Source organism: Variovorax sp. WDL1, assembly GCF_001541225.1.
In the GTDB taxonomy this organism is placed as follows: domain Bacteria; phylum Pseudomonadota; class Gammaproteobacteria; order Burkholderiales; family Burkholderiaceae_C; genus Variovorax.
On the sequence record NZ_LMTS01000153.1, the window covers coordinates 44,713 to 57,552 of the forward strand.

13 protein-coding genes and 1 pseudogene are annotated in these 12,840 nt (G+C 66.4%); all 14 read left to right on the forward strand.

Annotated features, from left to right (window positions below; translation table 11 throughout):
• Positions 1-75 precede the first annotated feature (75 nt).
• Positions 76-798, forward strand: a complete 723-nt coding sequence (gene pyrH, locus APY03_RS20320; protein ID WP_068679490.1) for a UMP kinase — start codon at positions 76-78, stop codon at positions 796-798.
• A 14-nt stretch (positions 799-812) separates the two neighbouring features.
• Positions 813-1,373: a ribosome recycling factor gene (gene frr, locus APY03_RS20325; protein ID WP_068679492.1), complete on the forward strand. Its 561-nt coding sequence runs from the start codon at positions 813-815 to the stop codon at positions 1,371-1,373.
• A 1-nt stretch (position 1,374) separates the two neighbouring features.
• The gene (gene uppS, locus APY03_RS20330; RefSeq protein ID WP_068679494.1) at positions 1,375-2,112 is read left to right on the forward strand and encodes a polyprenyl diphosphate synthase; all 738 of its coding nucleotides are present in this window, start codon (positions 1,375-1,377) and stop codon (positions 2,110-2,112) included.
• Positions 2,113-2,117: 5 nt separating this feature from the next.
• Positions 2,118-2,963 carry a phosphatidate cytidylyltransferase gene (locus APY03_RS20335; RefSeq protein WP_068679497.1) on the forward strand — a complete coding sequence of 282 codons (846 nt, stop codon included), beginning with the start codon at positions 2,118-2,120 and terminating at the stop codon, positions 2,961-2,963.
• Between the two features lie 5 nt (positions 2,964-2,968).
• Positions 2,969-4,150, forward strand: a complete 1,182-nt coding sequence (gene ispC, locus APY03_RS20340; RefSeq protein WP_102905493.1) for a 1-deoxy-D-xylulose-5-phosphate reductoisomerase — start codon at positions 2,969-2,971, stop codon at positions 4,148-4,150.
• 25 nt (positions 4,151-4,175) lie between these two features.
• A complete protein-coding gene (gene rseP / locus APY03_RS20345; protein WP_068679501.1) occupies positions 4,176-5,546 on the forward strand; it encodes an RIP metalloprotease RseP in 1,371 nt (456 codons plus the stop codon).
• A 38-nt stretch (positions 5,547-5,584) separates the two neighbouring features.
• Positions 5,585-8,002 carry an outer membrane protein assembly factor BamA gene (gene bamA / locus APY03_RS20350; protein WP_068679503.1) on the forward strand — a complete coding sequence of 806 codons (2,418 nt, stop codon included), beginning with the start codon at positions 5,585-5,587 and terminating at the stop codon, positions 8,000-8,002.
• Positions 8,002-8,529: an OmpH family outer membrane protein gene (locus APY03_RS20355; RefSeq protein ID WP_068679505.1), complete on the forward strand. Its 528-nt coding sequence runs from the start codon at positions 8,002-8,004 to the stop codon at positions 8,527-8,529. Before bamA ends, APY03_RS20355 begins: the two co-directional genes overlap by 1 nt.
• Before the next feature lie 14 nt (positions 8,530-8,543).
• Positions 8,544-9,530, forward strand: a complete 987-nt coding sequence (lpxD, locus tag APY03_RS20360; RefSeq protein ID WP_068679507.1) for a UDP-3-O-(3-hydroxymyristoyl)glucosamine N-acyltransferase — start codon at positions 8,544-8,546, stop codon at positions 9,528-9,530.
• Positions 9,527-9,970: a 3-hydroxyacyl-ACP dehydratase FabZ gene (gene fabZ, locus APY03_RS20365; RefSeq protein ID WP_068679509.1), complete on the forward strand. Its 444-nt coding sequence runs from the start codon at positions 9,527-9,529 to the stop codon at positions 9,968-9,970. Before lpxD ends, fabZ begins: the two co-directional genes overlap by 4 nt.
• A gap of 16 nt (positions 9,971-9,986) precedes the next feature.
• Positions 9,987-10,775: an acyl-ACP--UDP-N-acetylglucosamine O-acyltransferase gene (gene lpxA / locus APY03_RS20370; protein WP_068679511.1), complete on the forward strand. Its 789-nt coding sequence runs from the start codon at positions 9,987-9,989 to the stop codon at positions 10,773-10,775.
• Between the two features lie 8 nt (positions 10,776-10,783).
• Positions 10,784-11,932, forward strand: coding sequence for a lipid-A-disaccharide synthase (gene lpxB, locus APY03_RS20375; RefSeq protein ID WP_068679513.1), 1,149 nt, complete (start codon positions 10,784-10,786; stop codon positions 11,930-11,932).
• Positions 11,904-12,623, forward strand: a complete 720-nt coding sequence (gene rnhB / locus APY03_RS20380) for a ribonuclease HII (RefSeq protein ID WP_068679611.1) — start codon at positions 11,904-11,906, stop codon at positions 12,621-12,623. The genes lpxB and rnhB overlap by 29 nt, the downstream gene beginning before the upstream one ends.
• Positions 12,620-12,840, forward strand: a pseudogene (locus tag APY03_RS44180) (TrmH family RNA methyltransferase); the annotation flags it as partial. The gene rnhB and the pseudogene APY03_RS44180, both read left to right, overlap by 4 nt.

A 12,840-nucleotide genomic window follows, 5' to 3' on the forward strand; every position in this document is an offset into this window, starting at 1 on the left:
GGCGCGCGCAGCGCTGCCGCTTCTTCACACGCACGTTTTACACTCGCCACGGCTCACCCAAAAAAGGAAACCTCCATGCTCGAACCCCGCCCAGCCCACAAGCGAATCTTGTTGAAGCTGTCGGGCGAGGCCTTGATGGGTGACGATGCCTTCGGCATCAACCGGGCGACCATTGTCCGCATGGTCGGTGAGGTAGCCGAGGTGGTGAACATGGGTGTCGAAGTCGCCGTCGTGATCGGCGGCGGAAACATCTTCCGCGGCGTAGCCGGTGGGTCGGTGGGCATGGACCGCGCAACAGCCGACTACATGGGTATGTTGGCCACCGTGATGAACGCGCTAGCCCTGGCGGATGCCATGAACAAGCAGGGGCTGATCGCGCGGGTGATGTCGGCCATCGCCATCGAGCAGGTCGTGGAGCCCTACGTGCGCCCCAAGGCCCTGCAGTACCTCGAAGAGGGCAAGGTCGTGATCTTCGCGGCCGGCACCGGCAATCCCTTCTTCACGACCGATACTGCCGCTGCGCTGCGCGGTGCCGAGATCGGTGCGGAACTGGTGCTCAAGGCTACCAAGGTGGACGGCGTCTATACCGCGGACCCGAAGAAAGATCTCAGCGCGACGCGCTATTCGCGCCTGAGCTTCGACGAGGCCATCGCACAGAATCTCGGCATCATGGACGCCACGGCCTTCGCGCTGTGCCGCGACCAGAACCTGCCGATCAAGGTGTTCTCGATCTTCAAGAACGGTGCGCTCAAGCGCGTCGTGATGGGCGAGGACGAAGGCACGCTGGTGCATGCCTGAGGAGTAAGAGAAAGATGACCATTGCCGACATTCGCAGCGCGACCGACGCAAAGATGAACCAGTCGATCGCTGCATTCCAGAACAACCTCACGAAGATCCGCACCGGGCGTGCCAATCCCGCGCTGCTGGATTCCATCCACGTGGAGTACTACGGCTCCTCGGTGCCGCTGTCGCAGGTGGCGAACGTGGCGCTGATCGACTCGCGCACCATCAGCGTCCAACCCTGGGAAAAGGGCATGGGCGCCAAGATCGAGAAGGCCATCCGCGAGAGCGACCTCGGGCTGAACCCGGCTTCGATGGGCGACCTGATTCGCGTGCCGATGCCGCCGATGAGCGAGGAGCGCCGCAGGGAGATGACCAAGCTGGTTCGCACCGAAGGCGAGAACGCCAAGATCGCGACGCGCAACCTTCGTCGCGACGCCAACGACGCGATCAAGAAGCTGGTCAAGGAGAAGCTCGCCTCGGAAGACGATCAGAAGCGGGCCGAGGCCGAGATCCAGAAGGTGACCGACCGCCATATCGCGGAGATCGACCGCTTGGTGGCTGCCAAAGAGGCGGACATCATGGCCGTTTGAGATGAGCAATCCAAGCGCCGCCGTGCCCCATCACATCGCCATCGTCATGGATGGCAATGGGCGCTGGGCCACGCGCCGCTTCCTGCCGCGGGTGGCCGGTCACAAGCAGGGCGTCGAGTCGCTGCGCCGCTGTGTCAAGGCCTGCGCCGACCGCGGCGTCGCGGTATTGACGGTGTTCGCCTTCTCCTCCGAGAACTGGAACCGCCCGGTCGAGGAAGTGTCGGGCCTGATGGACCTGATGGTCATGGCGCTCGGCCGCGAGGTCCCGAAGCTGACCCAGGACGGCGTGCGCCTGCACTTCGTTGGCGAGCGCGGCGGCCTGTCCGAGAAGATCGCAGCCGGGCTGCTGCAAGCGGAGGCCGCCACCGCCCACAACACGCGGCTGGTGCTCAACGTCTGTTTCAACTACGGCGGACGCTGGGATATCGCACGCGCAGCGGCCCAGCTCGCCGCGCGGGGCGAACCGCCGACCGAGGCCAACCTCGACGCGGCGATGGCGCTTTCGCACGTGCCCGATCCTGATCTCTTCATCCGTACCGGCGGCGAGCAGCGCTTGTCGAACTTCCTGCTGTGGCAGAGCGCGTATGCCGAGCTCTTCTTCAGCGATCGCCTCTGGCCCGAGTTCGACGAAGCTGCGCTCGACGAGGCCATCGAGGCCTTCCAGCGCCGCGAACGCCGCTTCGGCCAGACCTCTGCGCAGGTGGCAGGCGGCACGCGGCGCGACCCGCAGGCCGCCTGAGCGCAATGCTCAAACAACGCATCATCACTGCGGTCGTCCTGCTGGCGATCCTGCTGCCCGCGCTGTTCTATCCCTCGCACGTGCCCTTCGCATGCGTGATGCTGGTGCTGGTGGTCGCCGCCGCCTGGGAATGGGGGCGTCTCAATGGCCACGGCCCGCGCATGTCGCTTTTCTTCGGCGCGGAGATCTTCGCGCTGTGTGCGCTGTCCTGGTGGCTGGGGCTTCTCGACCGGTCGTTGCTGCCGGTGTGGATCCTGGCGAGCGCGGCGTGGGTTCTGGGCGGCGCCGCCTTGCTGCGCGTCGCCGTGCCAGGCTGGCCGCGCGTGCCCCGGGCCATGCGACTCGTTGGCGGTCTGCTGATGCTTTGGGTGGCATGGCTGGCCGCAGTTCAGGCCCGCATGGTCGGCATCAACTTTCTGCTCTCGATCCTCGTGCTGGTGTGGGTGGCCGACGTGTTTGCCTATTTCGCCGGCCGCACCTTCGGGCTGCGCTTCACTCGCGGAAAGCTGGCGCCGAGCATCAGTCCCGGCAAGAGCTGGGAGGGCGTCTGGGGCGGCATGCTCGGAGTGATCGTGCTGGCCTTGTGCTGGGTCTGGGCCGACACGGCCGTGCAACCTGCGGTGACCAGCCTCTACACCCGGCTGGCCGAGCGCGGCTGGTGGCTGCTCCTGATCGGCGTGGTCTTCCTCGCCGCGATGAGCGTGGTGGGCGACCTGGTCGAATCGCTGATCAAGCGCAGTGCCGGCGCCAAGGACAGCAGCGCGCTGCTGCCCGGCCATGGTGGCGTGCTCGACCGGGTCGATGCGCTGCTGCCCACGCTGCCCATCGCCATGATGCTGGCTTTTCTATGAACCGCATGGAACGACAACGCATCACTGTGCTCGGCTCGACCGGCTCTGTCGGCGTGAGCACGCTCGATGTGATAGCACGGCATCCCGAGCGCTTCGAGGTGTTCGCGCTGTCGGCGTCCACCAGGGTCGATGAAATGCTGGCCCAGTGCCATCGCTTCGCGCCCAAGTTCGCGGTCATGGCCAGCGCACCGCATGCTCGGCTGCTGGTCGACAAGCTCCGGCACAGCGGGCTGCGCACCGAGGTGCTGCAGGGTGCGGGCGCCATCGAATCCATCGCCTCGCACGAGGACTGCGATGCGGTGATGGCAGCCATCGTCGGTGCCGCCGGCCTCGGGCCCTGCCTGGCCGCCGCCCGCGCCGGCAAGCGGTTGTTGCTGGCGAACAAGGAGGCCCTCGTGGTCGGCGGCGAGCTATTCATGCGCACGGTGCGCGAGGGCGGGGCGACGCTGCTGCCGATCGACAGCGAGCATTCGGCCATTTTCCAGTCGCTGCCGGAGGACCCTGACACGTGGCCGCGCCGCATCGACAAGATCATCCTGACCGCCTCCGGCGGTCCGTTCCGTACGCGGTCGCCGGAGACGCTGGCCGCGGTGACGCCGGAGCAGGCCTGCGCCCATCCGAACTGGGTGATGGGCCGCAAGATCTCGGTGGATTCGGCCACGATGATGAACAAGGCGCTCGAGGTGATCGAAGCGCGCCATCTGTTCGACGTCACGCCTGAGCGGATCGAGGTCGTGATCCATCCGCAAAGCGTGGTGCACTCGATGGTGCAGTTCACGGACGCCTCGGTGATCGCACAGCTCGGCACCCCGGATATGCGCGTGCCCATCGCCGTCGGACTGGCTTGGCCCGAGCGCATCGAGAGCGGCGCGGCGCAGCTCGACTTCCGGCAGCTGGCGGCGTTGACCTTCGATGCTCCCGATGCGCAGCTCTTTCCCGGGCTCGGCCTGGCATGGCATGCGCTGCGCGCGGCGCCAGGCACGACCGCCGTGCTCAATGCAGCCAACGAGGTCGCCGTCGACGCCTTCCTGCAGCATCGCCTGCGCTTCGACCGCATCCACGCCGTGAACATGGAAACTTTGGAGGCGGTGCTGCCCTCCAATCCTGGATCGCTGGCCGATCTGCTGGCACTGGACGCCAGTGCGCGGGCGGCGGCCGATGCGGCGGCGCTGCGCTACGCGGCCTGACCCACTCCCACAACCAGGGGACACCATGCTCACCGTCGTCGCCTTCATCGTCGCCCTGGCTCTGCTGATCGCCGTGCACGAGTACGGCCACTACCGCGTTGCGGTGGCTTGCGGCGTCAAGGTGCTGCGGTTCTCCATCGGCTTCGGCCATACGCTCTTCAGCTGGAAGCCCCGGCGCCAGCATCCTGGCCAGGATACGGAGTTCGTGATCGCGGCCTTCCCACTTGGCGGTTACGTGAAGATGCTCGACGAGCGCGAGGGCCCCGTGGTGGCCGAGGAGCGCCACCGTGCCTTCAACACCCAGCCGCTGCGATCGCGTGCAGCCATCGTGGCCGCGGGGCCGTTCGCCAACCTGCTGCTGGCCGTGGTGCTTTACACCGCCGTCAACTGGATCGGTGTCGAGGAACCTGTCGCCAGGCTCGCCCGTCCGGTGGCAGCTTCACTGGCCGAGCAAGCTGGCCTTCGCGGGGGCGAGCATGTCATCCGCGCTGGCTTCGACGGCGAGCTCGAGCCGGTGCAGTCTTTCGAGGACCTGCGCTGGCGCATCACGCGGGGCGCGCTGGACGGCCGCGACCTCACGCTCGAGATCGCGGGCGAGGGCGGGCGGCCCGCGCGCGAGCTCGTGCTGCCGCTCAACCGGGTCGGTGCCAAGGATGCAGACGCGCAGATGTTCCGCAGGATCGGCGTGGTCGCGCCGCTGACCCGCCCGCAGATCGGCGAACTGATGGCGGGCGGCGCGGCCGAGCGCGCCGGTCTGCGCAGCGGGGACATGGTGAACACGGTGGGGCCCACCGCCATCGTCGATGGGCAGCAGTTGCGCGACGTTATCCGCGCGTCGGTCGATGCCGGCCAGCCGCGCACCCAGGTCTGGCAGGTCGAGCGCGGCGGCCAGTCGGTGCGCATCGAGGTCACGCCCGAGGTGCGCGATGAGGGCGGCAACAAGGTCGGCCGCATCGGCGCCTACGTAGGCTCGCCGCCGGAAATGGTGACGGTGCGCCAGGGCGTGATCGATGGCATCTGGCGCGGTTTGGTGCGTACCTGGGAGGTGTCGGCGCTCACCGTGCGGATGATGGGCAAGATGTTGATCGGCGAAGCTTCGATCAAGAACCTGAGCGGGCCTTTGACCATCGCGGACTATGCAGGCAAGTCCGCCAGCCTGGGACTCACGCAGTACCTCGTGTTTCTCGCGCTCATCAGCGTGAGTCTCGGCGTGCTGAACCTCATGCCGCTGCCGGTCCTCGATGGAGGACACCTGATGTATTATCTTTGGGAGGGCCTGACCGGCAGGAGCGTCTCCGACGCTTGGATGGAACGGCTCCAGCGCGGCGGTGTCGCGCTGCTGCTGGTCATGATGTCGATCGCCATCTTCAACGATGTGACTCGACTCTTTGGTTAACTATCTGTCGGCCCTTTGCGCGCCGGCTCAAATCACAGATGAATAAGAAATTCAGTCGCTTTCGCCTGCGCAGCGTTTCCATGCTGATTGTCAGCGCGCTTTCGGCTACTGCCGCCTGGGCCATCGAACCCTTCACGGTGCGCGACATCCGGGTCGAAGGCCTGCAGCGCGTCGAGCCCGGCACCATCTTCGCCTCGCTGCCGCTGCGCGTGGGCGACACCTACAACGACGAGCGCGGTTCGGCCGCCATCCGCGCACTGTTCGACCTGGGTCTCTTCAAGGACGTGCGCATCGACGTCAGCGGCAACGTCCTCGTCGTCATCGTCGAGGAGCGTCCGACCATTGCCGATGTCGACTTCGTCGGCACCAAGGAGTTCGACAAGGCCGCCCTGCAGAAGGCGTTGCGCGAAGTCGGCCTGGCCGACGGCCGCCCCTACGACAAGGCCCTGGCCGACCGCGCCGAGCAGGAGCTCAAGCGCCAGTACATCAGCCGCAGCCTCTACAACGCCCAGGTCGTGACCACCGTCACTCCGATCGAGCGCAACCGCGTCAACCTCACATTCACCGTCACCGAAGGCGAGCCCGCGCGCATCCGCGAGGTCCATATCGTGGGCAACAAGGCCTTCAGCGAGGGCACCCTGCTCGATCTCTTCGACCAGGACGCGGGCGGCTGGATGAGCTGGTACACCAAGAGCAACCAGTACTCGCGCGCCAAGCTCAACGCCGATCTGGAGACCCTGCGCTCCTACTACATCACTCGTGGCTACCTGGAGTTTCGCATCGACTCGACCCAGGTGGCCATCTCCCCGGACCGCCAGGACCTGAGCATCACCGTGAACATCACCGAGGGTGAGAAGTTCGTGGTGGCCGGCGTCAAGCTGGAAGGGAACTACCTGGGGCGCGACGACGAGTTCAAGTCGCTGGTCACCATTCTTCCGGGCGAGCCCTACAACGGTGAGCAGGTCAGCGAAACCACCAAGGCCTTCACCGACTACTTCGGCACCTTCGGCTACGCGTTCGCGCGGGTACAGGCCGAGCCGGAGATCGACCGCACGAACAACCGTGTGACCCTGACCTTGAAGGCGGAGCCCTCGCGTCGTGTCTACGTGCGGCGCGTGGCCATCGGCGGCAACAACAAGACGCGCGACGAGGTGATCCGGCGTGAGTTCCGCCAGTACGAGGCCTCGTGGTACGACGGCGACAAGATCAAGCTGTCGCGCGACCGGGTGGACCGCCTGGGCTTTTTTACCGACGTGAGCGTCGAGACACAAGAGGTGCCGGGCTCGCCGGACCAGGTGGACCTGACCATCAACGTGGCCGAAAAGCCGACCGGGACGCTGCAGCTGGGTGCCGGCTTCTCGAGTGCCGAGAAGGTGTCCTTCACCTTCGGGATCGCGCAGGAGAACGTCTTCGGCTCGGGCAACTACCTGGGCTTGCAGGTCAACACCAGCAAGTACGCCCGCACGCTTTCGCTCACGACCACCGATCCGTACTTCACCAAGGACGGCATCTCCCGCAGCTTCAGCCTGTACCACACCACCACGCGGCCCTACTACAGCGTCGACGGCGACTACCGGCTGGTCAACGAGGGCGGCACGATCCGCTTCGGCGTGCCGTTCAGCGAGGTCGACACCATCTTCTTCGGCATCGGCCTGGAGCGCTACCGCTTCGATCCGGGCGGCAATGTCGCCTACCTGACGCCCCAGTCCTACCGCAACTATTTCGGCTGCTCGACCAACGAGCAGGGCCTCGTCGCCGAATGCACCAACGACAACGTCTGGGGCGTGCCGCTGTCCGTCGGCTGGTCGCGAGACGATCGCGACAGCGCGCTGGTGCCGACCCGCGGCCGGCTGCAGCGTGCCAACCTCGAGATCGGCGCGGGCGGCGACATGAAGTACTGGAAGGGCAGCTACTCCTACCAGCAGTTCTTCCCGATCAGCAAGCAGTACACCTTCGCGATCAATGGCGAAGTGGGTTACGCCAAGCCTATCGGCAACAAGCCTTTCCCGATCTTCAAGAACTTCTACGCCGGTGGCCTGGGGTCGGTACGCGGATTCGAGCAGAACTCGCTCGGCCCGCGTGACGCGCCGCTCTTCGGGCAGACCGAAGGGGCGGCGCTCGGTGGCACCAAGAAGGCTATCTTCAACATGGAGCTCAGCACGCCTTTCCCCGGCGCCGGCAATGATCGCACGCTGCGGCTCTACGGGTTCTTCGACGTCGGCAATGTGTTTGCGGAATCCCGCCCCTTTGGCATGTCGGACGCGCAGTGGAAGGCGCAGCAGAAGCTGCGCGCCTCGGTTGGCCTCGGTATCAGCTGGATCTCGCCGCTCGGTCCTCTGCGCCTGGCCTATGCATTCCCCGTCCGGCAGCAGAAGGAAGACTTCAGCGACCCCTCGCATCCCATCCCGAAGGATAGAATTCAACGCCTGCAATTCCAGATCGGAACCTCCTTCTAATGACTCCCTTGCTTCGTGCCGCCGGTGCGCTGCTGATTCCCGCTTTCGCCCTCGTGGGCACGCCCGTGCACGCGCAGGAAACCTTCCGCATCGGCTTCGTCAATCCCGATCGCGTGCTGCGCGAGGCGCAACCTGCCAAGGCCGCCCAGGCGAAACTCGAGTCGGAGTTCCTGAAGCGCGAGAAGGAGCTGCAGTCGCAGGGCGAGGCGCTCAAGGCTGCCTCCGAGAAGTTCGAGCGCGAGGCGCCCACCATGTCGGAGAGCCAGCGTACCTCCCGCCAGCGCGCCCTCGTCGACCAGGACCGCGACTTCCAGCGCCGCCGCCGCGAATTCCAGGAAGACCTCAACGCGCGCAAGAACGAAGAGCTGCAGCAGGTCTACGAGCGCGCCAACCGCGTGGTCAAGCAGGTAGCAGAGGCCGAAAAGTACGACGCCATCCTGCAGGAAGCGATCTACATCAATCCCAAGCACGACATCACCGAAAAGGTGATCAAGGCGCTGAACGCGTCCGTTGGCAACGGCAAGTGACGCCGTGAACCCGTGTGGCACTGCGGCTAGGCGCAATCGTTGAAGCCCTCGGCGGCGAACTGCAGGGCGATCCTGGGCTTTCGATCGAGCGTCTCGCGCCGCTGGCGACCGCACAGGCAGATGCGCTCAGCTTCCTGAGCCATCCCAAATACCAGAAGGAGCTTGCGGCCTCGAAGGCCGGCTGCGTCATCGTGTCGCCGGCAATGCGCGAGGTCGCGGCCCGGCGCGGCGCGTTCATCCTGACGCCCGATCCCTACCTCTATTTCGCCCGCTTGACGCAGATGTGGAAGCAGTCACACGCCAGGCCCGAGGGCGCGCTCATCCATCCCAGCGCAGTGATCGACCCCGATGCACACATCGACCCCAGCGCTCGCATTGGCGCGCTGTGCGTGGTCGAGCGGGGCGCGCGTATCGGCGCCCAGACCGTGCTGAAGTCCAGGGTCACGGTGAGCGAGGACTGCATCATCGGCGCCCGCTGCCTGCTGCATCCCGGCGTGGTGATCGGGGCCGACGGCTTCGGGCTCGCGCCGCACCAGGGCAACTGGGTCAAGATCGAGCAGCTCGGCGCGGTGCGCATCGGCGATGACGTGGAGATCGGCGCCAATACCTGCGTCGACCGTGGCGCGCTCGAGGACACGGTCATCGAGGACGGCGTCAAGCTCGACAACCTGATCCAGATCGGCCACAACGTGCGCGTGGGCCGGAGCACCGCCATGGCCGGCTGCGTCGGCGTGGCAGGCAGCGCCGACATCGGCGCGAACTGCACCATCGGCGGCGGCGCGATCGTGCTGGGGCACCTGAAGATGGCGGACGGAGTCCACATCTCGGCCGCGACGGTGGTCACGCGCTCCATTCTCAAGCCGGGCCAGTACACCGGCGTGTTTCCCATCGACGACAATGCCGCCTGGGAGAGAAACGCCGCGACCCTCAAACAACTGCACGCCCTGCGGGAACGCCTCAAGGCGCTGGAAAAATCGGCGATGCAGGACAAGCAATCATGACGCTCGACATCCATCAGATCCTCAAACTACTGCCCCATCGCTACCCCTTTCTGCTGGTGGACCGCGTGCTCGAGATGGAAAAGGGCAAGCGCATCACAGCGCTCAAGAACGTGACCATGAACGAGCCCTTCTTCAACGGCCACTTCCCGCACCGTCCGGTGATGCCGGGTGTGCTGATGCTGGAGGCCATGGCGCAGGCCGCGGCGCTGTTGTCCTTCCACTCACTGGACATCGTTCCGGACGACAACACCGTGTACTACTTCGCTGCCATTGACGGTGCGCGCTTCAAGCGCCCGGTGGAGCCTGGCGACCAGCTGACGCTCGAGGTCGAGATCGAACGCATGAAGGCCGGCATCTCCAAGTTCAAGGGGCGGGCGCTGGTCGGCAGCGAGCTGGCCTGCGAAGCCAGCCTGATGTGTGCCATGCGCCAGATCAGCTGATCGTGCTCGAGAAGGCATGACGCAGGTTCATTCGACGGCCATTGTCGACGCGAAGGCCGAGCTCGACTCCACAGTCAGCGTCGGCCCCTACGCCGTGATCGGCCCGCACGTGCGGGTCGGCGCCGGCACCACCATCGGATCGCATTGCGTGATCGAGGGCCGCACCACCATCGGACGCGACAACCGGATCTTCCAGTTCGCCTCGCTGGGGGCGATTCCACAGGACAAGAAGTACGCGGGCGAGCCGACCGAGCTGGTCATCGGCGACCGCAACACGATCCGCGAGTTCTGCACCTTCAACATCGGCGTGCCGGGGGCGGGCGGGATCACGCGGGTAGGCAGCGACAACTGGATCATGGCCTACACGCACATTGCGCACGATTGCCGGGTCGACGACCACACCACGCTGGCCAACAACACCACGTTGGCGGGGCATGTGCACCTGGCAGACTGGGTGACGGTGGGCGGGCTGACGGGCATCCACCAGTTCGTCTCGGTGGGCGCCCACGCGATGATCGGCTTCGCCAGCGCGGTCGCGCAGGACGTGCCGCCTTTCATGCTGGTCGATGGCAATCCGCTGGCGGTGCGCGGTTTCAACGTTGTGGGCTTGCGCCGGCGCAACTTTTCCGAAACGAGGATCGCCGCGGTCAAGCAGATGCACCGGCTGCTGTACCGGCAGGGCAGGACACTCGACGATGCGCGCGGTGTCATCGAGGCGCTGGCCACGGAGATGCCCGACGCGGCGGCCGACGTCGCCCTGATGAACGCCTTCCTGGCCGGCGCGGCGCGCGGCATCGTGCGCTGAGGAACCCGGTGGTGCAGGACCAGCAGCGGCGGTTCGCCCTCGTCGCGGGCGAGGCTTCGGGCGACTTGCTCGCCGGACTTTTGCTGGACGGGCTGAAGACCCGCTGGCCCGACATGACATCCGTCGGCATCGGCGGCCCGCAGATGCAGAAGCGGGGCTTCGAAACCTGGTGGCCCCAGGAGAAGCTCGCGGTGCGCGGCTATATCGAGGTGTTGCGCCATTACGCCGAAATCGCCGGCATCCGGCGGCAGCTCAGGGCGCGGCTGCTGCGCGAAGGCGCGGGGATCTTCATCGGCGTCGATGCGCCGGATTTCAACCTCGATCTCGAAGCGGCGCTGCGCGAGCGCGGCATGAAGACGGCCCACTTCGTCTGCCCCTCGATATGGGCCTGGCGGCCGGAGCGCGTCGAGAAATTGCGAGCTGCGGCCGACCACGTGTTGTGCATCTTTCCCTTCGAGCCCGCATTGCTCGCCGGACATGGCATCGCCGCCAGCTATGTCGGCCATCCGCTCGCCGACGTGATCCCGATGACGCCGGACCGCGCAGCCGCGCGCACGGCCCTCGGCCTGGATGCCGACGCGCGCGTGGTGGCACTGCTGCCGGGAAGCCGGCGTTCGGAGCTTCGCTATCTGGCGGATCGCTTCTTTGCCGCAGCCGCGCTGATGCAACAAGCCCGGCCCGAGCTGCGCTTCGTCCTTCCCGCGCTCCCCAGTCTGCATGACGAGGTCGAGCAGCTCCTGGCAGCGAGCGCGATGAAGGGTCGCGTGCAGCTGATCGACGGCCGCTCGCATGCCGCGCTGGCCGCTTGCGACGTCACGCTGATCGCAAGCGGCACCGCCACCCTCGAGGCCGCGCTCTTCAAACGGCCGATGGTGATCGCCTACAACATGAACCCGATGTCCTGGGCCCTGATGCGCCGCAAGCAGCTGCAGCCCTGGGTCGGCCTGCCCAACATCCTGTGCAGCGACTTCGTGGTGCCGGAACTGATTCAGGAGGCGGCCACGCCGCAGGCCCTGGCCGAGGCGACGCTGGCCTGGCTGGCTTCCCCGGACGAGGTTCACGCCTTGCAACAACGTTTTTGCGCGCTGCACGCCGAATTGCAGCGAGATACGCCGACACTGTGCGCCGATGCGATCCAGAAAGTTATTGAAGGCTGAGCAGGCCACGTTGGCATGGGATGCGCCAGGCTTGGTGGCTGGTGTCGACGAGGCCGGACGCGGCCCACTGGCCGGGCCGGTGGTGGCTGCGGCTGTGATCCTGGACGACCAGCGGCGGATCCGCGGCCTGGCCGATTCGAAGACCCTCACCGCGCTTCAGCGCGAGCGACTCAACGACCAGATCCTGGCCAAGGCCCTGTGCTGTTCGGTGGCCCAGGCGAGCGTCGAGGAGATCGACGAGCACAACATTCTCGGCGCCACCATGCTGGCGATGAAGCGAGCCGTCGAGGGGCTGCGCCTCAAGCCGGCCAAGGTGCTGGTCGACGGCAATCGGTTGCCCAGGCTGGACGTGCTGGCAGAGGCGGTCGTGGGCGGCGACGCCATCGTGAAATCGATCTCTGCCGCCTCGATCCTGGCCAAGGTGCATCGTGACCGGCTGTGCGAGCAACTGCATGCCGAGTTCCCTCACTACGGCTTTGCCGCGCACAAGGGCTACAGCACGCCCGAGCACCTCGAGGCGCTCCTGCGCCACGGCGCTTGCGTGCACCATCGCCGCTCTTTCAGCCCCGTGGCCGCGGCACTGGCGCGCACCGCGGGCGAGGAGATCCCGCTCGGCACCTTCACAGGCGAGCTTCTCATCGAGACCTTGCAGGTCGAGTCGATCCAGGTCGAACTGCGCCCCGCACCATGACAGCGGCCGAGCCGAGCCACATCAGCTCGCGGGACAACCCACTCCTGAAGGAACTGCGCAGGCTTGCCCACGATCCGGGGGGCTATCGCAAGTCGGGCCGAGTCTGGCTGGAGGGCGACCACCTGTGCAGGGCGGCGCGCCAGCGCGGTGTGCGTGCGGCTATCGCGGTCTTCACCGAATCCGCATGGCCGGCGGCCCGCCACGAATGGACCGGCTC